The organism is Polaromonas sp. P1_G1 (genome assembly GCF_056405595.1).
This window is the reverse complement of the sequence record NZ_JBFUBU010000325.1, coordinates 1-352: the sequence shown is the minus strand read 5'-3', so window position 1 is coordinate 352 and position 352 is coordinate 1. Positions and strand designations below refer to the sequence as shown.

At 62.2% G+C, this 352-nt stretch carries 1 protein-coding gene; it reads right to left on the bottom strand.

The window, feature by feature from the left end; translation table 11 throughout:
• Positions 1 to 83: 83 nt before the first annotated feature.
• On the bottom strand, positions 84 to 352 hold a 269-nt coding region (locus tag AC1D1Y_RS27055), incomplete at its 5' end, for a heavy-metal-associated domain-containing protein (RefSeq protein ID WP_477685047.1).

Sequence of the window (352 nt, the reverse complement as noted above, 5' to 3'; positions counted from 1 at the left end):
GCACACCAGGGTGCTGGAGCTGGCAAACAGGCTGGCTACCGAGGTCCACAGGCCGCTGCGGGATTCGACCACGCCGTCGGCACTCATTTGCGCCCCTTCAGTTCGGCCCGGATCTCGGCCACCGACTGCGGCACGGTTTCCATCTTCACCACGTCGTAGCCCGAGTCCAAGATTTCGGCGGCGATGGCTTTGTCGTCCAGTGTCTGGCCCTCTTTGGCTTCGATGGCCACGGTCTTCTTCTTGAGGTCGACAAACACCTCCTTGGTCGCCCCCATTTTGGAGATGCGCTTTTCGATGCCCTGGGCGCAGAACGCGCAGACCATGCCGTTGACGGTGACCTTCACGCTGGTGG